We start from the raw sequence: 22,391 nt of genomic DNA on the forward strand, positions 1-22,391 counted from the left end.
GAGGCCCGGGTCTTCGCCCCGCCCCTCATGGCCGGCGCTTCTGCTCTTCGGCGACGCCCACGAGCGCGCGCGCCAGGGTGATGAGCTGCCCCGCGTCGAACGGCTTGACGAGGAACGCCGACGCGCCGAGGCGCGACAGGCACTGCCAGTCGGCCGCGCCCCCGGTCCCGGTCGCCACGATGATCGGGAAATCCCCTTGTGGGAGCTTGCGCACCGCCGCCGTGAGCGCGATGCCGTCCAGCCCGGGCATGTCGAGGTCGAACACGCCGAGCGACGGGCGGTTCGCCTCGATGGCCAAAAGCGCCGCGGCGCCGTCGGGCGCTGTCTCGATGGCCGCGCCGGGCAGCGCCTCCGCGAGGACGCTGGCGAGGAAGCTGCGGAACGACGGGCTGTCGTCGGCGACCACGACGCGCGTCGTGCGCGCGTACGCCGGCAGGGCGCCGCGCGCGTCGAGCAGCGCCTCGCGCAGCGCCTCCGCGCTCGCCGTGCGCTGGTCGGGCTCCTTGGCCAGCGCCGCGAGCACCGGCGCGTCGAACGACGGCGGCAGATCAGGGCAGATCTCGCTCGGCGGGATCGGGGGCTGATACGCGTGCTGCATCACCAGATCCACCGTGCTCGTGCTCTGGAACGGCAGGCGGCCGGCGAGCAGGTAGTACGCGACCACCCCGAGGGCGTAGACGTCGATGCGCGGCAGCAGCGCGGGATCGAGCTGCCGGCCCAGCGCCACCTCCGGCGCCAGGTACGCCGGGGTGCCGGAGAAGGCGAGCTCGACCCGATCGCCGCGGGGGATCCGCTTCGCGAGCCCGAGATCGGCCACCACGACGCGGAGGGCCTGGCCGACGAGGATGTTGCTCGGCTTGACGTCGCGGTGGGCGATGCCCGAGGTGTGGATCGCCGAGACGCCGAGGCAGGCCTGGTCAAGGACGCTCAGCGCCTCGTCGAGGCCGAGCCGGCCCCCCTTGCTGTGGACATGCGTGTCGAGCGTGACCCCAGGCACGTACTGCATGACGAAATACGGCGCGTTTTCGTACTCGCCGAACGCATAGATCTCGACGACGTTCGGGTGGTGGACGCGCGCCATCGCCCGCGCCTCCGCCAGCAGGCGGGCCTGCATCTGCGCGTTGTCGAGCTGCTCCGGCCGGAGCAGCTTGATGGCGACGTCCCGCTGGAGCTGCTCGTCGCGCGCCAGGAGGATGACGCCCATGGCCCCCTCTCCGAGGCGACCGACGATGCGGTAGACCCCTCCGAGCAACGTGCCCTCGGGCGGCACCTGAACCGAGCTGCCTCCCTCGTGCAGGCTCGAGCGCGCCGCGGCCTGCCAGAGGTCCTCGTCGCTCAGCGTGGAGCCGTCGCCGTTCCGCTCGGCCGGCGGCTCCGCCCGCGCGGGGGGACGGTCGCGCACCACGGTGTCGACGCCCTGCAGCGTATCCGCGACGTCGGGCGCGAGCGGCGCGGGGGGATCGCCGCCGTTCGCGCTTCCAGAGCTGAAGCCGGGCGAGCCGTCCGCCGCGTCTGCCATGGTGCGCATGATACGTGTCCTGCGCATGCCTATCAACGGAGAGCGACACGCGCTCCAGCTGCGAAGCGCGGTGCACGCGGCGATCTGACGGCGTCTCGCGGGCGCGTCACGGTCGGGCGGGATGTCGCAGCTGTGGCAGGATGCCACGCTGCGCGGCGAGCGTGGCTTTGCGCCGCGCTCGCCGGCCGGCCAGGCCGTCGCGCGCTCAGAACCGCTGGTGCGCCTTCGCGTGCGCGGGGCCTGGGGAGCCCGTCCCGGGCGCGCGGCGGCGCGGCGCGGGGCACGGGCGCCGATCCGCATTCATACCAGAGCTATTGAACTGGGGTCAATCATGCCGCGGCGAGGCGCGGCGCCGCGCGGGGGGCCAGCCGGGCGGCTGGCTCACGCTGCTCGGGGCACGCCGAAGGAGCGATGGCCTTGACGCGTGTCGCCGGCCTCGATTGTTTCAGCCGTCCAGCGGCGATCCCTCTCGTCAATCCATGGCGAGCTTCGCCTTTTCCCCGTCGAGCATAGCGACGGGCGAGCCAGCAGGGCGGCGGGGTCGTCACGATCACCTCGGTCGTGGGCTTGCAGGCAGAGCCAGGCCGCATGCCTGCCGTCGGACCTGCCTGTCGGCGGAAAGGCGGTTGCCGACGGAGTAACCGTCCGGCGATGAGGGGTTTTCTGAAGGCCGACGTGAATCGGAATGGCTATACTCGAATGGCCACGAGGATGCTCTCGGTCGAGTCCGTCTGTGCCGGCGCGCCAGGAGCGAGGAACGGCTGTACAGTACAGTATAGGAAATGAGCGTTGATGGCTAACGGCTGACGGATCGATATTGAAGAGAGCTCGACGGAGTCATCGGGCTCCCGCGCTGAGTGAACGGAAAGGTGGCCTGAGCCCTATCGGTCACTCTGGGGGCCATGGAGATCGAGGTGACGATGAATATTCTCGTTGCGGAAGATGACGACGACCTGCGCGAGCTCGTGGCAATGACGCTCTCGGTGGAGGGATTCGATGTGCAGACAGCGCGGCACGGACAAGAGGCTCTGGAGAGGATAGGTGAACACATGCCCGACCTCATCCTGCTCGACATGAAGATGCCGGTCATGGACGGTCGGGCCTTCGCGCGGGAGTTTCAGAACCGATACGGCCGGTCGGTGCCCATCATGGTCCTGACCGCGGCCGAGCACGCCGCCCTTCGAGCCCAGGAGATCGGCGCCGCAGGGTGGATCGCGAAGCCCTTTCACTGCGACCAGCTGGTCAGGATGGTGCGGTCGCACCTTCACATGTAAGGGGCAGGCGGACGTGGAACGTGCTGCCACGGCCTTCCTCACTCTCGAACCACATCTCGCCTCCGTGGCGCACCACGATCGCGCGCGACAGGTACAGCCCCGTCCCCATCCCTCCGTAATCGTGGGGCGTATCGGTGTGGGCGCGATGGAAGCGCTCGAAGATCCGCGCCCGCTTCTCCACGGGGATCCCCACCCCCTGATCGCGCACGGACACCAGGGCGTCGAGCGCGTCCGCCATCCGCACGTCCAGCTCCACCTCGCCGCCGTCCGGTGAGTACCGCAGGGCGTTGTCGAGCAGGTGCGCCACGACCCGCTCCAAGAGCTCGCGGTCCCCTTGGAGCACCACGGGCTCGGCGCAGGTGACCCGGATGCGGCGCGACCGCGCCCCCTGCTCCAGGCGCGCCGCCATGCGGTCGACCAGCTCCCCGAGATCCACGCGCTCGAGCACCAGATCCAGCCGGCCGAGCTGGACTTGCGAAAGGAACAGCAGATCGGCCACGATCCGCTCGATTCGGTCGGCGCCCCGCAGCAGCCCGTCCAGGATCCGGCGCTGACCCGGCGGCAGCTCCGTCGCCGTGCGCAAGAGCATCTCGGCATAGCCCATGATCACCGTCACGGGCGTCTTGAGCTCGTGCGCGGCCACGCGGAGAAACTGGTCCTTGAGCCGGTCGAGCTCCACGAGCTCGGTGACGTCCCGCACGACCGCCACCGCGCCCACCACCTGCCCCTCCGCATCGCGCATGGGCGACGCGCTCGTGTGCACGTAGCGGGTCCGCTCCGCGCCGGGGAGCGAGATCGTCCCCTCATCCAGGGCCACCGTTTCGCCGCCGAGCGCGCGCACGAGCGGCGTTTGCTCCGCTTCGTAGGGCGTCCCGTTCGGGCGGTCGAAGCGGAGCCGCCGCACCAGGTCCGCGATGGGCCCGCGCGCCTCGTCCGGGCTCGCGAGCCCTGCGAGGCGCGCCGCCGCATGGTTGGCCAGGGTGACGCGCCCGTTCCGGTCGACGACGAAGACGCTGTCGACCATGTTGTCGAGCACCGCTTTGATCTCCATCTGGCTCCGTTCGAGGTCGGCGTAGAGCATGGCATTGTCGAGCGAAATGGCCGTCTGCGCGCCGAGCAGCTCGAGCACCCGGATCGTGCCGGCCGTGAACGCCCCCGTCGCGACGTTGTTCTCCAGGTAGACCAGGCCGCTCAGGCGCGCCTGCCGCACGATGGGGAGGCACAGCAGCGAGTGCGGCCGTCTCCGGGTGAGGTGCTCGTCCGAAGCGAACCGCGTCGCCACGGCGGCCTCGTCCAGGATGACGGGCTCACGCGTCCGCGCGACGTAGTGGAGGATCGACATCGGGAACGCCGCCGCCGACGCCGGGACGCCCTTGTGGCTCGCGACGCGGATCTCCGTCCCGTCGGTCGTGGCCTCGGCGTAGACGGCGAGCTCGCCGTCGCGGACGAGGATCAGCGCCCCTCTCTGCCCGCCCGCCTGCTGGAGCACGATCTGCAGCAGCGTCTCGCTGAGCTTCGGCAAGAGGATCTCGGACGAGATGCTCTGCAAGGCTTTGACAACCGAGAACAGGTCGAGCTGCTCGGGCGCGGCCACGAACGTGGCGGTGAGCGCGGCCGATGGTCGCTCGACGAGCTCGGGGTAGCATCGGTCGAGGCTCTGGACTTTGCCGTCGGCGCCCCAGCGGACATAGCAGGAGCGGGCCTCGCGCAAGTAGGTGTCGGCGAAGCGCGCGAACCCTCGCGCCCGGTAAAACCGAGATGCGAGCTCGTAGGCGAGCGCTTCAACGTGGACGAAGCCGCTGTCGCGCGCCGAGTGGACGGCCTCTTCATAGAAGCGCATGGCGTCGAGGTCCCGGCCCTCGATGCGGGCGACCTCGGCTGATACCAGGGCGTAGCGGGTCCGGAAGTTCTCGGGGCAGTTGTCGGCCCAGAGCTCCAGCTTCTGCAATTGCTTCTCGAGCGTCTGCGCGAACTGCCGCTGCTGCTCGGCAGGGGCCTGCGCATAGAGCGCCGTCAGCGTGAGCGCGTGGTAGAAGTGATGCATCGCCTCGATCGCCATGGATGCCACCTGGTGCAGCATCGACGTGGCGCTGGTCGCGAACTCCAGCGCTTCGGCATAGCGTTCATGGGTGAATGTCGCGATCTGCTTCATGACGTGGTAGTATGTAACTCCAAGGCCGAAGCCCGCCTTCTTGAGGGCCGCGATACAGCTCTCCTCGTCGAAGGTGTCGTCGCTGAAGCTCGTGGGCGCCTGCGTCGCTCCCCTCAGGCTCGCTGCAAACTGCTCTTCGAGCCGGAGGACATGGTACACCACGTCATTGTGGGTCTGCCGGGCGAACGCGATGTGCTTCCGCGCGACATCGATGACATGAACGAGCGGCTCTCCGCTCTCCAGGACGAGCCATGTCATGTTGTAGGTCAAGTAGCCGGCAAAGACGAGATCTCCGATGTCGAGGCAAGCGAGGAAGGCCTGCTCCATGAGCGGGAGGCTCGCCGCGAAGCGCCCGCACCAGACCCTGATGACGCTTGCATTCTGGAAGAGCAGCTTCCCTTTCAGTTTTGCCGTGGCGCTCTTGAATTTTTCATTCAGCCTGAGCGCCATCTCGGAGAACTGAAGCGCGCGCGGGATGTCGCGGTAGAACGAGACCAGCACCATGCCGTAATTGCTATAGATGAAGGAGGACTCTTCGGCGTGCCCGCGCTGCAGGGAGACGCTCACCCCCTTGGCGGTGAGCAGGACCCAGAGCGCTGGTCGCGAGGTGTACACGATGGGGAACGACTCGGCGATCAGGCCGATGAGCGCCCGCGCGCTCTCGTCGGTGGCTACAGGCGCGTCGACGAGGTCGGCGATGGGGCGCCCCTGCAGGTTGATCGAGACCTGCCGGATCTCGGCCTCCGCGGCCATCCGGATCTCCTCGTCGGACTCCGGGAGCATCACCCCGTAGAGCTGCAGGGCCTGGATCATGACCGCCACGGCGTCGCGGTGCCGTCCGGCGATCTGGTAGAGCCGCAGGCGCGATCGGTACGCCCTGGATCGGTCGGGCCTGGAGCGGGCGTTCTGGAGAATCAGGTCGAACAGCTCGTCGGCCTGCTGGAAGCGGCCGACGAGGTACTCGCATTCGGCGAGCTCCAGGTGGAGCGTGAACGCATCCTCGTTCCGTGCGCTCCAGGCGTCCGGCGGCAGCAGGGATGTCGCCTGGGCCAGGTAGCTGCGAGCCGACGCGTAGGCCACCGAGGCTTTTGCCTTGGTCCCCGCCAGGAAGTTGAGCCGGCAGAGCGCCTCCTTCTCGCGCGGATCGGTGAGGAGGTGGGCGCCGTGATTGAGCTGGTTTGCGACGTCGAAGACCCGCTCTGCGATCCCCTGCTCTGGCAACCGAGACAAGAGGAGCCGGCCGAGCTGAAGGTGCATCTCGGCGCGCAGCTCCTCCGGGATGAGCGAATAGGCCGCTTCCTGGATGCGGTCGTGGAGGAACTTGTATGTGCTGTCCACGCGGATGACGAGGCCCGCGCGGACGGCCTCCCAGAGGTCCGCGTGCACGTCGTGCTCCACACTGGCGCGAACCATCGCCAGGAGGGCGACCTCGGCGGTATTTCCCAGACAGGCGAGCTGCTTCAGCGCTTCCTGGGTCTTCGCGGGCAGCCGCCTGAGCTTGCCGACCATCAGGTCGACCACGTTGTCGGTGTAGCCCTTTTCGCGGATCTTCGCGACGTCCCACCGAAAGGCTTCGGTGCGCTCGTCGAACTCGATCAGGCGCTCTTCATGGAGCGAGAGGAGGAACTGAATGGCGAAGAAGGGGTTGCCGGCCGTCTTCTCGTAGGCGAGCTCGGAGAGCTGCGCGCCGTCTTCGAGGCGGCAGCGGAGCGCCTCGCCGACGAACGCGGCGAGGTGCTCGCGCGGTATCGGGCCGAGCACGATGTCCGAGACGCGCGCGCCGTCTCTCCGCACCTCGTCCAACGTCACCAGGAGCGGGTGGGTGGGGGACACCTCGTTGTCGCGGTAGGCGCCGATGATGAGGAGATAGCGCATCTCAGGGTGGGCCAAGAGGTCCTTGAGCAGCCCGAGGCTGGCCGCATCGACCCACTGGAGATCGTCGAGAAAGAGCGCGAGGGGGTGCTCCTTCTGGGCGAACACCCCGATGAAGTGCCGGAGCACCATGCGGAAGCGGTTCTGCGCCTCGGTCGGCGGCAGCTCGGGGACCGGCGGTTGCCGTCCGACGATCAGCTCGACCTGCGGGATCACCTCCACGATGAGCTGGGCGTTGACCCCGAGGACGTCGAGCAGCTGCCGTCTCCACGCCGCGATCCGCTCCTCGCTCTCGGCAAGGAGCTCGATCGCGAGCTCCTGGAAGGCCTGGACGAGCGTGGCGTAGGGGATATCGCGCTTGTATTGATCGAACTTGCCCGAAAGGAAGAAGGCCCGCTCCCGGATGATCGGCTTGTGCAGCTCATGGACGAGCGCGCTCTTGCCGATCCCGGGATATCCGGAGATGAGCAGGAGCTCCGGCGTCCCCGTGGCGACCACGCGGCCGAAGGCCTGCAGCAAGGTGGCGACCTCCGCCTCTCTGCCATAGAGCTTCTGCGGGATCTGGAGCCGGCCTGTCGTGTCTCGCTCGCCCAGCGCGAACGGCTCCACCCGCCCGCTCGCGCTCCACTCTGCGAGGCACCTCTCCAGGTCGCGCTGGAGGCCGCGAGCGCTCTGGTAGCGATGCTCGGGCATCTTGGAGAGGAGCTTCAGGGTGATGCGCGAGATCGTCTCGGGCACCTCGGGGACGAGCTCCGACGGCGACGTGGGGACGCGGGCCACGTGGCAATGGACCCATTCGACCGGGTCGCGCGCCTCGAAGGGGAGCCTGCCGGTGAGCATTTGATTGAACGTCACGCCGAGCGAGTAGAGATCGGTGCGGTTGTCGATGGCCCGGCTCGTCCGACCTGTCTGCTCCGGCGATAGATAGGGCAAGGAGCCCTCGATGAGCCGGGGGGGCTGCGCGCGCTGCTGCTCGCGGGGGAGGCGGGACGCGAACCCGAAGTCGGCGATCTTGACCTCGCCGGAGGCGGGGTTGACGAGGATGTTGCCGGGTTTCAGGTCCTTGTGGATGATGTCCTGCTGGTGAACGTCCGCGACCGCCGCCGCGATGCGGATCGCGAGGGGGAGGAAGCGCTCGATCCCCATGGGCGTCCCGAGCAGGTGATCGAGGGACTGGCCGCCGAAGTCCTCCAGGATGAGGGCCGGCATGCCCTGGTACGTCTCGAGGGCGAGCGGCTTGATGACGGCCCGGGCGTCGAGCAGCTGTCCGAGCTCATACTCGTGCTTCAGCCGCTCGCGGTCCTTCGGGCGGCTGCGCCGCGGATCGAGCACCTTGAGGATTACCGGGCAGCGATCGGCGCTCCTGACCGCACGATAGACGACGGCTCTGCCATCCAGGGAGAGAGGCATGGTGATCGTGTACGGGGAGGCGAGGGGCATGGAGGGGGTTCCTGAAGCGCGACACGCTCGGCGAGGACGATGAGGCCGCGTGCGCGGTGCTCCACGGGGCTCGGGCATCGTCGGCCGGGCCGCCGAGCCGGACCGAGAACGTGATTGAGCGCATCACGCGGGCTCGAATCCATACCAGCCGGCCTCAGCGCCCCGTGCCGGCAGGATCCTGTGAAGGCGTGACGGACCGTGATGCCATGCGCTCTCGACATGAGTGTGGATCTTGTGCCTCACGTCGCAGGCGTCATGAGTCTGCGTTCCAAAAAAGGAAATGCAGCCAACCAGGCGAGGCGGGTCCGGCCATGCTTGCCCGGACGGCGAGCCCACACCCCGCCCATACGCCCCGCTATCCGAATCCGGCGTCGCGATCGGCCATGGCGGAGCTGCAACAGGGTGAACGCGCGCGCCCGCCTGTCCGCGGCCTCGCTCGGGCCCGGGGCGGCGCCGTGCTCCCTCACGCCGAGGGCGGCGAGGAGCTCGGGCCCGAGCTCGCCGGCGCGCCTCACCTCTGCCTCCTCGAGGAGCTGCTTCAGCCCGTTCTGAGCTCCTCCGCTGGACAGCCACGCCAGGTGCGCATACCAGGCGGCGAGCGCGTAGGTCTCCAGCGGATCGACCAGCCCGACGGGGGGCAGGGCATTCAATGATGGAGTGCTCAGCCGGGAGCTGCTTACACCGACGATTCGGCCACGCAGTGCGCCGTCGTCGTGAGCGAGGCATGGCTCACTCCGCTCCAGGCACGCCTGCGAAGCGACGGCCCTGATGCGTGTCGCCGGCCTCGATCTCTTCGGCCGTCCAGAAGCGATCGCCCTCATCGTCTATGGCGACTCCGCCAAATTGACGAAGAATGGAGACAGCGAATTCCGCGGCCTCGCGCTCCGCCGAGTGATTGCGGGACACGTCGACGCAGACTCCATGCGGCCGCTCGCCATCAAAATGGGCGAGCAACGATCGCATCGTGTCGGGCTCCAGATCATCGCAAAGATCCTCCGCGAGCTCGATGTAGAGGGCCCTCTTGGCTGGGCTCGGGTAGATCCATTGAGCGGTGCCAGGCGTGCGCTGCGCCATCGAGTCGAGCCATGTCGACAGCTCGATCGCTGACGTCCGGGAGAACACGTAGAATGATCTCACGCTGCCCTTCCTCCTCCCAGGGGGATCTGGCGCAGTTGCATCGAGGACCTCGCCCCCGGCGCTATCCTGCCGGTGGTGCAAGGGCGGCGCGGCGTGGAGCAGCTCCTGGTGGAGATCGCCCGCTACTACGCACTTGGAAACCCGCCTGAGCCGCCTTGGCTTATTCACAAATTTTTTCTGCGGAGTCGTAACGTGCGTTCAGGGAGAGTTCGTTCCAGTGTTCATGAATTTTCGGCGGACCAGAAGATGCCACAGCGCGCGGGCGACACCGCGAGCACGCCAGCCTCACGATCGGTAAAGAACAGGCTGCGATTGAGATGATCAAAGTATTTGTGACGTGCTATCGACGTTGAGACGTTTCCATTGACCAAGAAGACCGTCCCCTCGCCAAACTGACCAAGCCATGTCGTCGCCAGTTCGGTGGCCACATCACGAGGCATCTGGCGGCCAGACATGACGACCTCGAACTCCGCCACGGTCATGCAGACATCCTCTGCAATGCTGCGAGACGTCTGGCAAAAGTACGAGAGCTGCTCTGTCTGCAACTGCAGGAAGGTTGCGTACTCGCAGGCGACGACATGAGCATCAAAATTTGCCTCGGTCGCCACTCGGTCATGCACGGAAACGTGAATGGCCTGCCAACGTCGAGGATGAACACGGGGCGCGAGAATTGCTTTGGCTGTCTCGAACTCGGCATTCAGCATGTAGAGCGCGCTCATCGTCATAGGCCCGATCATTTGGGGTAGGATGTCTGTATATGTATCCGATCTCCCGCTCCGGGGAGCCGGTATACTCTCGCGAACGTCTCTGCGGATGGTTGCTGTCGTGGCCCAGTGCCACCTGGCGAGGCAACACGCGCCTTTGACTGAGTCGGAGCGGTTATGTTGACCGCTGTCAGGCCGGGGTTGGAGTCCAGCTGCGCCAGCGCCGCTTGCCCCTGGGGTGAATTGAGGGCGTCGAATGTCGCTCGCGCTTGTTGCGCACAGGTGCGGTAGCCTGACCGGTTCGCAACGTCGGCATTAGCGCGAGCTTGCAGGCCAGCGTCGCTAATGCTTCCATGTAGGCCCTGTGCATGGCCTGGAGGCTTGCCGACTCCGGGGCTGCGCCCCTCGCTTTCCGCAAGGATTCGCCGTATCTCAGCACGGCTATAGTGTCGCGCAAAGATTAAGCCCAGTGGATCGAGCCAAACAATAGGATTCGTCGCGTAGAGGAACGCGTGAATCCCGCCGTCGAGTCCTATCGGATCCGCGCTGATGAACCTCCCCGCGTCCGGGTCGTAGTACCGGAACCGGTTGTAGCAAAGCCCCGTCTCCGGGTCCTCGTACTGCCCCTGGAACCTGATCGGCGTCGAGGTCCTCGCCCCCGGCGCCGCGTCCGTCCGCCCCCACGCCTCGCGCCGGAGCTCGCAGGCCACCTCGCCGCGCTCGTCGACGAGCCGCTCCGGTGTCCCGATCGGGTCGTTGACGTAGTGGAACCACCCGCCGCCGTCGCGGTGCGCGACGGGCGCGAACCCGTCGTCCTCGAAGCAGTAGGTCTTGAGCTCCACCACCGGATCGCCCTCAGCTCGCGCCCGGCGGGAGATCTCGTGGACGAGAACGTCGCCGTCCCAGACGAACCGCGTCACCGAGCGCGGCCTGAAGGCTTGTAGCGAGCTCGCCGGCGCCTTGCCCACCCGCTTCTCGACCCGCCGGCCGAACGGATCGTACCGGAACTCGACCCGCTCGCCCTCCGGCGTGGTCACGCTCTCCAGGAGGCCGGCGACGCTCCACGTGTAGCTCCAGGCCTGCCGCGCACCGGTCTCGGGGTCCTCCACCCACTTCTCCGCGAGCCGCCCCTCGGCATCCCACCGGTAGAGCGTGTTCCCCTTGCGGGCGAGCCGGTTGCCGCGCCCGTACTCCCTCGGCGCTGCGTCCTGGCCGGCCTCATGGCTATTCCCCGCTGGGTCATAGCGGAACACCTCGGCGCGCGTTTGCTCCGGCATGCGCGCGAGCAGCTGGCCGACAGGGTCGTACCGATACGACGTCCACCCCCGCCGCTGCTCCCACGAGGCGCCGAGCTCGCCCACGGGATCATAGCGATACGCCATGTCCACCGTGACGTTCTCCGGCCGCGGCCCGACCCACGCCGGCTCTCCAGGCCGCACGTGCACCTCGCGAGACAGGCCCACGGCGCGCCGCCGCTCGAGCCGGCCCAGGAGGTCATAAGCGCTCTCGACGCGCCCGCCGCCCGGCAGCGCCCGCGCGACCTCTCGCCCGAGCACGTCGCTCGCGTGGTCGACGACGACACGCCCGTCGAGCACCGTCCGCCGCCGCGCGCCGAACAGCCCCCGCTCGACCGCCTCGCTGTGCCCGAGCGACGTCTTGCGCAGGACGCGCTCGCCCTCCCGGTCATAGGCGCTCTCGACCCGGTGCTCCACGCCGTCGACGATCTGGATCTCCCGCACCACCCGTCCAGCCGCGTCGCGGTCGAGCCGGATCTCGCCCCCCGGCCACGTCACGCCGATCAGCGCGCCGAGCTCGTCGTATTCCAGGCGTTCTGCCGAGCCGCCCTCGTGCTCCCGGCGGATCGGCCTGCCAGCGAGGTCGTACTCGATGAGCACCTGATCCCGCTCGCCATGCCGCCGTCGGATCAGGTCGCCCGCCGCGTCGTAGTTGTCGCTGATCGTCCGCCCGTCGAACGTGACCTCCTCGAGCACCTTGCCGCTGCCATCGCGCCGGAGCGTGTGGACCTCGCCCTTCTCGTTGCGCACCTCGACCAGCTCGCCTTCGGGGTTGTAGCCGAGGCGCACCTCGTGGCCGTTCGCGTCGCGGCGCAGACAGAGCTTGTGGTAGCCACCCCAGACCAAGGAGGTGACGCCGCCGTTCGCGTCGACGATCTCGGTCACGTGCTGCTCGCCGTCGCAGGCATATCGCGTCATGGCGCCGGTCGGGTCGATCACCGCGACGAGGTCGCCCCGCGCCGACCACCGGTACCGCGTCTCCGCGCCGAAGGGGTCGATCTCGGCGGTACGCCGGCCGAGCCGGTCGTGCCGGAAGCGCCACGTCGCGCCGCTGGCCAGCGTCACCTCGGCGCAGTTGCTGTGCGCGTCGTAGGAGAACGCCGTGCGCTCGCCGTTCGGTGAGATCTCCTCGACCATGAGCCCCCGTGCGTCGTAGCGGCGGCAGGTCGCCGCGCCCGTGGGGTCGGCGTACAGCGCGACGTTTCCCCGCGCGTCGCGCTCGAACCGGTGGATGCCGCCCGCCGCGTCGACGATCTCGACCGGCAGGTCGTTCGCGTCGCGCTTGATCGCCGTGACGTGCCCGAGCGGGCCCGTATACCGGACGACGCTCCCCCGATCATTGCGTTCGAACACCTCGGTTCCGCCGCGCTCGTTGCGCCGGGAGGTCATCCAGCCGTCCTCGCGGTAGGTCGCCGCCACCACCGCGCCGCCGATCACCTGCTTGTCCAGCGTGCCGTGCTCGTTGCCGTGGAAGCGCCGCGCCTGGCTGAAGTCGACGACCTCGGTGAAGCCGATATCCGAGTAATTGACCTTGCAGTGGTGAATCCCCTTCCACCGCGTCTCCTGATCGTAAAGGTACTTCGGCCGCTCCCCGGCCAGGCTCGGATCCACCCGGCCGCCGTAGTCGCCCCAGGCCTCGACGCCGCGGCGCTGGCTGTCATAGACGAAGCGCCACGTAAGCCCGTTGCGGTCGGTGTCCTCGACGAGCAGATGCCCCTCGTTATAAGCATGTCGCCACCCATGGCCGTCCGCGTCGGTCGCCGCCACGAGGTCGCCGCCGCGATCACGGGTCAACGTGCCCAGCGCGAGCCACTCGCCGCCTCCCTCGTTGACCTGCACCTCGATCGTGGTGATCCGCAGCTCGCCCGAGCTCCTGTCACGGAGCCGTAGCCGCCGCCCGGCGCTGTCCGTCACCTCGACCAGCCGGCCATCCTTCTCGTCATAAGCCAGCGCGATGCGGTTGCCGTTGCGGTCCTCCACCCCCGTGAGCCGCGCGCTCCGGCCGCCGTCCTGCACGCACGCGAACCGCCGCTTCACCCCGTCGCCGACGTCGAGCAGCCACCCCTCCTCGTCACGCCGCAGCCGGTAACCCCACTTGCCGAGCACCTCCTCGCCCTCGGCGGGCTTCGGCAGGTCCACCGCCGTGCCCAGCCCGGTCCACACCCTGACCCGATGGCTCCGCACCTCGAGCTCCCAGCCCAGGCTGTGACCCCAGCCGTGACCGAGCCCGGCGTCGCGATCCGCCATTGTGGAGCTGTACGAGCGCTCCCAGACGAGCGGCAGCGGTCCCGGCAGCGTACAGATGGGGATCCCGTGCGTGAAGACCCGGCCGGTCACGACATCGATCGGGTGCGAGACCGTGCCGCACTCCGGATACCTGTTCGGATCCGGCGCGCTCTTGCCTCCACCGCCCGCGCTGCTGCCCCCGCCGGCCCCGCCAGCGCCCTGGCCGCCGCCCCCGTCGCCGCCGCCAGGACCGCCGCTGCCGCCGCCCCGCCGCCTCCTCCCAGGATGAAGACGCCGGGGTTCATGCCGGGGATTGCCGGGATGTTGGGCACGGGCGCAGTGCGGGCCATGGCGGTAGAGGTATCCGCGCCTCCAGGGCGCTTCAATCGCGTTTCGCGTCAGGGGGCACGCGAACTGGAGGCATGGTCCAATATCGTGGCCCGCGTCGTCGAGCGCAGACGGAGGCTCGCCGCTCGGCGGCGCAGGAGCGACGGGAGCGCGGAGCGGCGGTGGTGGCTCAGCCGGGCGGCGCAGCGGGCGGCGCCGGAGCCGCCGTATCGGGCGGCGCGGGCGCGGCCGTGCCGGGCTGCGCCGGCGGTGCCGCGTCCGTGTCGCTCGACGACGCCCCGCGACCGCCGCGACCCTTGTAGAGGGACGGCGCGATCGCCTCGACGTCGTCCTCTTTCCAGCGGAGATAGGTGACGGCGCGGCGGGTCTGGTCGTACGCGTCCACGAACAGGGTGAACGCGCGCGCCCGCCTGTCCGCGGCCTCGCTCGGGCCCGGGGCGCCGTGCTCCCTCACGCCGAGGGCGGCGAGGAGCTCAGGCCCGAGCTCGCCGGCGCGCCTCACCTCTGCCTCGGTCGCGGCGGTCTTCCCTGCGATCTCGGGCCAGCTGCCGCTGAACAGCGCCGAGAGCGCGACGAGGTCGTTGGCCGTGTCCATGTGGCCGTTCCCCGTCCGGATGTCCGCGACCGTCTCGGCGTCGACCAGGTATTACCGCGCCCTCTCATCGATGCGGCAGCGCACCGCATCGAGCGTGCTGCTTGATGGTGAGGGGTTCTGCCCAACGAGGCTGGCCATCAAGGAGGATGCTCGCTCCGCGTACGCAGCCCGGGACGACGACTCCGGAGCGCCGCGACACACGACGCATTACCTCCGGCCTCTCAAGATTCTCATCTCCGTTCCCTCTGAGCACGGTTGCGTCGGTTCAAACAAGCCCTTCCCTCGCGGGCGCCCGACTTCCGTCCATCGGTCAAAAATTACCACCCCTCGTCGCTCCCACGCCCGCCTCACGACGGGTTAGGCCGACCGCAGGAGCGGAGCAGCGGCGCGGTGCCGGCCACAAAATAGGCGACGAGGAGACCTGATCTTGGCGGACAGCCTCCTCGTCGTGCTCCGGTTCTTGTGCCCAGGAATCGAAGCGGTCGCAGTGTTATCCAGAGCGCCATCGACATCAAGCGCTGGCAGCAGCAGCCGCCCACGGTCGTCGAAGCGCGGCCTGCGCGTTGCCCCGTCTGCGGCGCTGCGAGCTGTCCGCTGGGCGGCGCCATCCGGCTCCAAGGCCACGGCAGGCGCGAGCGGCAGGTCTGGGGCCCCACCAGCCCGGACCAACGCCCCGAGGTGCTCTCGGTGACAGCTCGCCGCTACCGCTGCCTCAGTTGCCGCGCTGTGCTGCTCGTCGTTCCTCGCGGAGTGCTCGGCCTTCGCGTATACAGCGCCGCCGCGATCGGCTTCGCCCTCGCGCTCTGGGGCCTGGCGCTCGCGACGGCGGCCGAGGTCCGTCGGCGCGTGGGCCCAGCGAAGATCCTCGGCGACAGCGCCGTCGCCGGCTGGGCCACGCTGCGTCGGTGGGCGCGCGACGTCGCGCAGCGACGTCTGTTTTCGGACGCCCCCGACCCAGGCCCGTCCGCCTCGCTCCGAAAGAGGGCAGCCGCCGTCGCGACATCGCTCGCGGCAACCGCGGACCCGACGACCCGGGCGCTGCCGATCGAGCAGCGCGCCTTCTTCGGCGCCGCGCATGCGGCGTGAGGGCCTTTGCCCCCGAGGAGCCCCGATCGTACAGCCCACCTGAGAGGATCCCTGCCAAAAACGCCGCCGATCCCGGACAAGGACCGCGCGCCAGCAAGGCGCAGAAAGGACCTGTCCGAATGGCCCTCGGCCCCGCCGACCACGCCGAGACCGTCGCGATCTATCGCGCCACGGTCATCGGCCCTCTCATGCACCGCGTACTCACTCACGGCCAGCTCGCCGCAGCGCTGCGTGCGCTGAGCGAGCAGCGGTTTCGACCGCCGGGCGCGCACAGCACCCGCACCTACTCGGTGCCCACGCTCGAGCGCTGGCTGTACGCGTATCGCTCCGCTGGCCTCGACGGCCTGCGCCCACAGCCACGCAGCGATCGCGGCTTCGCGCAGGACCTGTCGGAGGAGCTGCGTACGCTGCTGCTCGACATTCGGCGCGAGCATCCCGACGCCTCGGTGCCGCTCATCCTCAAGACGCTTGTGGACGAGGGGCGACTCGAAGCCACCCAGATCTCCGAGCCCACCGTACGGCGACTGTACGCGGCGCACGGCCTTCGCCGCCGCGCCGCGCGCGCCGAGGGAGAGCCGAAGACGCGGCTGCGCTGGCAAGCCGAGCGCCCCGGCGCGCTCTGGCACGGCGATGTCTGCCACGTGACCGGCTGCACCGTCGGCGGCAAAGCCATGCCGCTCCGCATCCACGGGCTGCTCGACGACGCCTCTCGTTACGTCGTGGCCCTCGAGGCGCACACGACCGAGAAGGAGGTCGACATGCTCGCCATGACCGTCGACGCCCTGCGCCGCCACGGCAAGCCCGACGCGCTCTATCTCGACAACGGCTCCACCTACCGCGGCGACATCCTCAAAACCGCGTGCGCGCGGCTCGGCATCACGCTCCTGCACGCAAAGCCGTACGACCCAGAGGCGCGTGGCAAGATGGAGCGTTTCTGGCGCACGCTGCGCGAAGGGTGCCTTACCTATCTCGGCGCCTTGGCGTCGCTCGTGGACATCAACACGACGCTCCGCGCCTTCCTCGACAGGCGTTACCACCCGGCGCCGCACGGGGGCCTGCTCGGCCAGACCCCGGCGAAGGTCTACGCGGCCCGCCCCGCCGCCGAGGGCGGCGTCGACGAAAGGGCGCTGCGCGTCGCGCTCACCGAGCGCACCCGGCGCCGCGTCTCGGGCGACAACATCGTCTCTGTCGACGGCGTCGCCTGGCAGCTCGATCAAGGCTACCTCGCCGGCCAGATCGTCTCCGTCGCCCGATGCTTCGTCGCGCCCGACGAGCCGCCGTGGGTCGAGCACGAGGGCAAGCGCTTGGTGCTGCATCCGGTCGACCCGCAGCGCAACGCGCGCCGAAAGCGGCTGCCGTGCGGCGGGCCTGCGGTGAACAAGCCGACTCGCCCCGTGGACTTCAACCCCGCGCGGACGCTCGGCCGCTCGATAGGCACTGGCGCTGACACGAGCGAGCGCGGAGGAGAGACGTGAGCGAGTCCTACGTCCGCTTCTTCACCCTCTCCGCCGCACCCTTCTCCAAGGAGATCCAGGACGGCGAGCTGTGGCTGCCGCCCTCGAAGGAGCAGCTCGTCGAGGAGGTGTGCGAGGCCGTGCACGAGCACGCCCAAGTGCTGCTGGTCGGCGAGCCCGGTGCCGGCAAGACGTGTGTGCTACGGGCCGTGCGTCATCGATTGCCGCAGGCCGGCTTCCGGCTGACCTACTGCCACAACGCCACGCTGGGCCGCCGCGACTTCTATCGCCAGCTCTGCCATGCCCTCGGCCTCAACCCCGCTGCGACCGCGGCGGCCGTATTCTACGCTGTCAGCGCGCATATCGAGACCCTCGGCCGCGAGCGCATCCACCCGGTTTTCCTGCTGGACGAAGCGCACCTGCTCCACCAAGACACGCTCGATCATCTCCACATCTTGCTCAACTACGAATGGGACAGCCGCGCCCTGTTGTCGCTGATCCTGGTAGGGCTCTCTGACCTCCAAGACCGGCTTGAGCTGCGCAAAAACCGCTCGCTATATTCCCGCATCGAGCGGCGTCTGTCCATTGGTGCGATGGTCCCCGACGATACCGGAGAGTACGTGCGGCTCCGGATGAGCCGTGCCGGCGCCGATCGCGACGTCTTCACCGCGGACGCTCTGACGCTGCTCCACGAGGCGGCTGGCTCGAGCCTGCGCGAGATCGACCGCATGGCCACCGCCGCGCTGCGCGAGGCGGCGCGACGGAAGAAGAAACTCGTCGAGCGTGACGTGATGGCGCGCATCGTCGGCGACCTGGGGACGGACGGCAGCTGACGCTGACCCACACGACGGGCGCCACCTCGGCGCTGGTAAAGGGACACCTCGCCGGCGCCGACGGCCACCAACCATGATGGCCATTGCGAGCTGCCCTGCGGCGCGCGTCCGAGCGATGGCCATCGCTCTCCTTGACCGCAACCGTGCACGCCCGCGATGGCCATCAAGCAGCTTGCTCGGCGGACCATCAGCCAGCCTGAGCGTCAACACCAGGCCGCGGCGGGCCAGGGCCTCCGCGTCGCCGAGGAGGTTCGCGCGCAGCGGCACCGCCTCCTCGAGGAGCTGCTTCAGCCCGTTCTGAGCTCCTCCGCTGGATAGCCACGCCAGGTGCGCATACCAGGCGGCGAGCGCGTAGGTCTCCAGCCGATCGACCAGCCCGACATCGTGTGTCGGCAGCCGCTCGGCGATGAGGGGACGCAGCGCGAGCAGGCCGGGCAACACCCCGAGCACCTGGGAGACCGCGCGTGGGATATCGATGTTGATCGGGAGGAGCGCGTCACGCTCCAGCGCATCCATCTCGGGAGCGACCTTGTCGAACGCCGCCGCCGCCTGGGGAGGTGTCGCGGGTCTCTTGGGAGCTGGCTTTTTCTTGAGCGGAGCAGAAGGCTTGGCCATGAGGGGAACACCTCTCGTTGATGTCCGACGCGGAGAGGCGGAGAGCACCCCGTTGTGCTCTTGGTTCCCCGCACTGGATTCGATAAGAACGCCCGGCGCGCGCCGGGCGTTCAGCCTGGGATAATCATCCTGGTCAGGCCGTCAACGTCGCTGGCTTGCTCTCCTGAGCAGCCTTCCCTCCCACCCAGCTCGGGTATCGATGTCCCGGAGGCAGCCAGCTGCCTTCCCGGGGCCGGGATCGATGCGCCGGAGGCACCCAGCTGCCTCCCCGGGGCCGGGATCGATGCGCCGGAGGCAGCCAGCTGCCTCCCCGAGGCGGGTATCGGGTGGTGGCCCTCTTTGGGGTCTCCACAAAACTGGCCTTCATTCGGGCGGAGGCTCGGGGAAGAGGGAGAGCTGCACCGGGTCCCTCGACTTCGGTCGCCAGGACAGGAGATCCAACTGCGGCGAGCCGGCCGGAGGTGCGTCTTGAGCGGGCGTAACCGGTGCGGAGGGTGGCGGGTCCGGCTGGACGGTCGGACGGCGGAGTGCGGGCGTAGGTGCGGTGACGAGCCGCAGGAAGCCACGGCCGCCTGGCAACGCCCTGGCAGGCGCATCAGGCTGCCGGTGCTCCAAGGGCTGCCGCTGGGGCTTCTCCCCGGGCGGCTCGGTCAGGATGGCGTCGAGGAGTTCCTCCAGGCTCCACACGTGCCCGGTGAGACCCGCCTCCATGGCTGGGGTCACGCGGAGCGTGCGCACCGTCCAGCACAGGTTGAAGTAGGTGTAGTGCAGGGCCACGGCGGCACGGTGGTGCTCGGGGCTCTTGCTGAAGGCGTACGAGAGCCGACGCATGCGGCCGAGCAGATGGCGCGTGGTGCCGTTCAGTCGCTCCACGTACGCCGTCGAAGCCTTCTTGGGGTCCGGCGTGCCGAACACGGTGTGCTTCGTGATGAACGGGTCGCGCGGTGGCTCGTAGCGGTGGTCCGGTCCGCGGTAGGAGCCCGTGCGGTAGTTTTTGACAGTCTGCATGTAGTCGACGCTGAGCCCGAAGTGCGCCGCTACAGCGGCGATGTACGGCGCAAAGCCGTCCGTGGTGATCTGCGGCATCACCAGGAGTCGAGCCCGAAGGTCGGCGATGAAGGCGCTGCACGTGTCCATGTCGCGCTTGCCTACGCGCCAGGCGATGACGAGGCGCGAGGCGGTGTCCAAGGCCGTGAAGGAGTACGTCTCGCCGATGCCGGGCGCATCGGCGCCCGTCACCCGGGCCTGCTTCTTTCCGACGTAGGAGAACACCTCGTCGGCCTGGACCAGTTCGCATCGGAGCCCACGCACAAGCCGGTCGTGGAGCCGCTGCGCTCCTGCGCCGAGTGCAAGGCCGAAGCGGCCGATCGCCCCTCGGCTGACGTCGGTCATCCGGTTCACCGCGCGCTCGCTGTTGCCGTCCACCAAGGCCGCGAGCACACGCAGGCGTTTCTCCGCCGGGAGCACGTTCGCCACGGGACCCTTGCCTTTCCCCGGCGGAGGGCCCACGATCCGGTCTGCCAGGACGTCGGACGGGTCGCACCGCTCGGCTTCTGCCGCCTCGCTTCCAGTTCGCACCTGGGAGCGGGGCGTTTTCGTCTAAGGTCCTCTGATTATAGCGCTTTTGCCGCGGGAAACCGCTGGCAAGGACGCAGAAGAGGGGGCGCTAGGACAGCGGCTGTCATAGCCGAGGTGGCGCGATGAGCGATCCCTACGTGATCGAGGCGTACAAGGCCGCTCTTGATGTAATAGCAGCGTCTCCGTCTCTTCGTATGGTGAGAAGAGAGACAACTTCAGTGGACGCGGCCAATCTCCTTATTGATGCACTTCTCGGCAAGCGTCGCGACGACTCGCCCGATAGAAGCGCTGGCGACTAAGCGCGGGTTGGCAACGAGTTCAGAAGACGGAGAAAGGCTTCTTCCGTGGCTCGCGCGATGTCATCCGCAGCAGATGCGGAATTTGCATCAATCGAGCACACGAGTTCAACGGATCCAACGATCCCAAGACGCGCGTCGGTGGCCACGTATACGCCGATACTGGTCGCAGACTCATCTGCGACCAGGAACCGAACGGCCATCCACTGAGCATCACCACGAGGGACGCCATCGTGTCTGCGCGGCGTAAAGGAAATGGTGCCAAGACTAATGAGCTTCTGCTGCCCCAGGTTGACCTCATTCGCGACACTTGTCGCAGATGCCTCCAGAGACGCGCTCTTGAACATGCGCTCGTGTCCCTTGAGCACATCGGTGATATGGTCGCGAGCAGACTTGAGGGCTGGGCTCAATTCTACGGCCAGCACTCGTTCTGGTGTGAGTATCCTAGCATTGCTCATCGCTAGGCCATCGATCGTCGGCGCCTGCATGGCCTTCTCTATGATCTGTGCAGCCGCGCTTTTGTCGTCGTCCATGTCTGCTCCTTCCTTCGGAGCGGGATGGACTACAGCAAAAGCGCCATGCGGCGTAACCTGCCATACGCCCAGTTGCACATGTTCAGGACGCGGCTGTGGTGGGATGAGGGAGAGTCGGGCGAGACGGCGGCGGGAAGATGCGGGGCTACTTGCGGAGGAAGTGCCGCTCCAGCACGTCGAGCACGCGCAGGGCGCCGACGAGTTCCGCGAAGGCTTCGCGGTCGGCGCGGGTCTTGGCGGTCATGTGGAGGTCCATGACGGCGGCCCAGAGCTCGGCGCGGTTCCAGGGCACCACGCCGGGGTAGGCGTCGAAGATGCTCAGCTGCTCCACGATGAAGGTGAGGTCCTCCTCGGTGAGGACGCGGCGCTTCTCGGCTCGGTCGCTCATCGCCGCCACCTCTTGAGCCGCAGGGCCAGCGCCTCACGAGCGATGCGGAGCCTGGACGCCGCCGTGTGCGGGTTCATGCGGCGCCGTCGGGCGTATGCGGCGAGGCTCTCCGGGTCGTCCACGGAGAGCAGCGCGTCCCGCTGCCAGGGCGGCAGGCTGGCCATGGCGTCGAGCACCTCACGCGCCTCGATCTGGGCGTGCATGTCGATGCCGACGGGTTCACGCAGCAACCCGAGGGGGCTCGGATGGATCACGGCATGACGCACGTACGCGCTGTGGATGTAGTGCGAGGCGAGGCGCCAGGCGATGCCGTGGAGCCACTTCCGGAGCGCGTCCCTGGGCTTGTCCTTCGGATCGGGCCGGTACATCCCACGGCGGACGGCGTTCCAGGCGTTGAGCAACACCTCGGCCTCCACGTCGCGGCGGTCGCGTCGCGGGATGCCGGCGAGCGTCGCCAGGACGATGCCGCGCTCCGCGAGGATCGCCTCCATCGTCGGCTTCTTCCTGGGATGTCGTGCGGCAGGCGGGCGTCCGGCCCCCTTCCGCGGGTGCTTCACCCGGACCTCCCGCAGGTTGGGCAACGGTCAGCGGCGACGGGCCGACCGAGCAGGCGCTCGATGGTGGTTCCAGCGGCACGCGCGGCGCGCATGGCGGTGCCGGGCGACCCGGCGAACTGGCCCGAGGCGATCGCGCGGATCGAACGGGTCGGCATGCCCATCACCTCGGCAAGGCATGCCCATGTGCCGTACGCGGCGCGCAGGTTCTTCAGCGCCGCCCGGAGGCGCTTGCGCTCGGGTTCGGTGAGGGAACGGGTGACGAATGGGCGGCGCCGTGTGGGTACACGTCCGCCTTGCCCGCACTCTGGCGGGATCAGGTATAGCTGCACTGTCGGACTCCGTGGAAGCGGGGTTCGGCCACGCAGCCCGGTCGGTTGGCGCCGACGCGGGCTGCACTTCTTCCGGCCGAACTTAGCCGCTCACGCGACGGTCGGAGTCAAACAGGGCCAGTCTTCTTCAAAGAAGGCCACCACCGGGTATCGATGTCCC

16 protein-coding genes are annotated in these 22,391 nt (G+C 68.6%); 5 read left to right on the top strand and 11 right to left on the bottom strand.

Annotated features, from left to right (window positions below):
* Positions 1-25 precede the first annotated feature (25 nt).
* On the bottom strand, positions 26-1,528 hold the full coding sequence (locus tag WME82_RS12905; protein WP_438043091.1) for a protein kinase domain-containing protein: 1,503 nt from the start codon (positions 1,526-1,528) through the stop codon (positions 26-28).
* A gap of 893 nt (positions 1,529-2,421) precedes the next feature.
* On the opposite strand from WME82_RS12905, the gene WME82_RS12910 reads away from it, so the two are divergent.
* The gene (locus tag WME82_RS12910) at positions 2,422-2,793 is read left to right on the top strand and encodes a response regulator (protein ID WP_438043092.1); all 372 of its coding nucleotides are present in this window, start codon (positions 2,422-2,424) and stop codon (positions 2,791-2,793) included.
* Here the strand turns inward: WME82_RS12910 and WME82_RS12915 are convergent.
* On the bottom strand, positions 2,762-8,257 hold the full coding sequence (locus WME82_RS12915) for an AAA family ATPase (protein WP_438043093.1): 5,496 nt from the start codon (positions 8,255-8,257) through the stop codon (positions 2,762-2,764). The two genes, WME82_RS12910 and WME82_RS12915, sit on opposite strands and share 32 nt — an antisense overlap.
* A 455-nt stretch (positions 8,258-8,712) precedes the next feature.
* On the opposite strand from WME82_RS12915, the gene WME82_RS12920 reads away from it, so the two are divergent.
* Positions 8,713-8,910, top strand: a complete 198-nt coding sequence (locus WME82_RS12920) for a hypothetical protein (protein WP_438043094.1) — start codon at positions 8,713-8,715, stop codon at positions 8,908-8,910.
* Positions 8,911-8,986: 76 nt separating this feature from the next.
* Here the strand turns inward: WME82_RS12920 and WME82_RS12925 are convergent, their stop codons facing one another.
* The 4 genes from WME82_RS12925 to WME82_RS12940 form a co-directional block, all read right to left on the bottom strand.
* Positions 8,987-9,379: a hypothetical protein gene (locus WME82_RS12925; RefSeq protein WP_438043095.1), complete on the bottom strand. Its 393-nt coding sequence runs from the start codon at positions 9,377-9,379 to the stop codon at positions 8,987-8,989.
* 236 nt (positions 9,380-9,615) lie between these two features.
* Positions 9,616-10,119, bottom strand: coding sequence for a hypothetical protein (locus tag WME82_RS12930; RefSeq protein WP_438043096.1), 504 nt, complete (start codon positions 10,117-10,119; stop codon positions 9,616-9,618).
* Positions 10,120-10,127: 8 nt separating this feature from the next.
* Positions 10,128-14,177 (bottom strand): RHS repeat-associated core domain-containing protein, encoded by a 4,050-nt coding sequence (locus WME82_RS12935; protein ID WP_438044886.1) that lies wholly within the window; start codon positions 14,175-14,177, stop codon positions 10,128-10,130.
* Positions 14,137-14,562 (bottom strand): hypothetical protein, encoded by a 426-nt coding sequence (locus WME82_RS12940; RefSeq protein WP_438043097.1) that lies wholly within the window; start codon positions 14,560-14,562, stop codon positions 14,137-14,139. Before WME82_RS12940 ends, WME82_RS12935 begins: the two co-directional genes overlap by 41 nt.
* 462 nt (positions 14,563-15,024) lie before the next feature.
* On the opposite strand from WME82_RS12940, the gene WME82_RS12945 reads away from it, so the two are divergent.
* The 3 genes from WME82_RS12945 (at position 15,025) to WME82_RS12955 (ending at position 17,935) form a co-directional block, all read left to right on the top strand.
* On the top strand, positions 15,025-15,648 hold the full coding sequence (locus tag WME82_RS12945; RefSeq protein ID WP_437740782.1) for a hypothetical protein: 624 nt from the start codon (positions 15,025-15,027) through the stop codon (positions 15,646-15,648).
* Positions 15,649-15,767: 119 nt separating this feature from the next.
* Positions 15,768-17,123: a DDE-type integrase/transposase/recombinase gene (locus WME82_RS12950; protein WP_437740783.1), complete on the top strand. Its 1,356-nt coding sequence runs from the start codon at positions 15,768-15,770 to the stop codon at positions 17,121-17,123.
* The gene (locus WME82_RS12955) at positions 17,120-17,935 is read left to right on the top strand and encodes an ExeA family protein (RefSeq protein WP_437740784.1); all 816 of its coding nucleotides are present in this window, start codon (positions 17,120-17,122) and stop codon (positions 17,933-17,935) included. Before WME82_RS12950 ends, WME82_RS12955 begins: the two co-directional genes overlap by 4 nt.
* Positions 17,936-18,913: 978 nt before the next feature.
* On the opposite strand, the gene WME82_RS12960 is transcribed toward WME82_RS12955, so the two are convergent.
* The 5 genes from WME82_RS12960 to WME82_RS12980 all read right to left on the bottom strand — a co-directional run bounded on the left by WME82_RS12960 (position 18,914) and on the right by WME82_RS12980 (position 22,231).
* Positions 18,914-20,026, bottom strand: coding sequence for an IS1 family transposase (locus WME82_RS12960; RefSeq protein ID WP_438043098.1), 1,113 nt, complete (start codon positions 20,024-20,026; stop codon positions 18,914-18,916).
* Positions 20,027-20,423: 397 nt separating this feature from the next.
* Positions 20,424-20,957, bottom strand: a complete 534-nt coding sequence (locus tag WME82_RS12965) for a hypothetical protein (RefSeq protein ID WP_438043099.1) — start codon at positions 20,955-20,957, stop codon at positions 20,424-20,426.
* A 145-nt stretch (positions 20,958-21,102) separates the two neighbouring features.
* On the bottom strand, positions 21,103-21,345 hold the full coding sequence (locus tag WME82_RS12970) for a hypothetical protein (protein ID WP_438043100.1): 243 nt from the start codon (positions 21,343-21,345) through the stop codon (positions 21,103-21,105).
* Positions 21,342-21,902, bottom strand: a complete 561-nt coding sequence (locus tag WME82_RS12975) for an RNA polymerase sigma factor (RefSeq protein ID WP_438043101.1) — start codon at positions 21,900-21,902, stop codon at positions 21,342-21,344. Before WME82_RS12975 ends, WME82_RS12970 begins: the two co-directional genes overlap by 4 nt.
* Positions 21,899-22,231, bottom strand: coding sequence for a transcriptional regulator (locus tag WME82_RS12980; protein WP_438043102.1), 333 nt, complete (start codon positions 22,229-22,231; stop codon positions 21,899-21,901). Before WME82_RS12980 ends, WME82_RS12975 begins: the two co-directional genes overlap by 4 nt.
* Between the last annotated feature and the right edge of the window lie 160 nt (positions 22,232-22,391).

Source organism: Sorangium sp. So ce128 (assembly GCF_051525245.1).
GTDB lineage: Bacteria > Myxococcota_A > Polyangia > Polyangiales > Polyangiaceae > Sorangium > Sorangium cellulosum_B.